The sequence below is a fragment of the Comamonas sp. B-9 genome, from assembly GCF_000410635.1.
GTDB lineage: Bacteria > Pseudomonadota > Gammaproteobacteria > Burkholderiales > Burkholderiaceae_C > Comamonas.
On the sequence record NZ_KE148600.1, the window covers coordinates 1 to 230 of the forward strand.

Here is a 230-nt window from a genome sequence, read left to right on the forward strand (position 1 = left end):
TGCGCCGGGCGAGCCCGCAGCTGATGGCGCGCAGATCCTGGTCACCGGCGAGTTGGCGCAGGCCGTCGTGTTTGGCACCGACAGCGCCGATGCGGTGCTGGTGCTGCCCGTCTCGCGCGAGAGCGCAGCGCTGCTGCCCCCGCTCGGGCCCGACAGCATCGTGCATGCCGAGCCAGCCGTGGTCAGCACTGCCGAGCACTGGCTGCAGCGCCCGGTGCAGCTCTACAGCC

Annotated in this window: 1 pseudogene; it reads left to right on the plus strand. The window is 72.6% G+C overall.

Going from position 1 to position 230, the window contains the following annotated elements:
- Positions 1–230: pseudogene (locus H928_RS32425) on the plus strand (type II secretion system protein GspL); the annotation flags it as partial.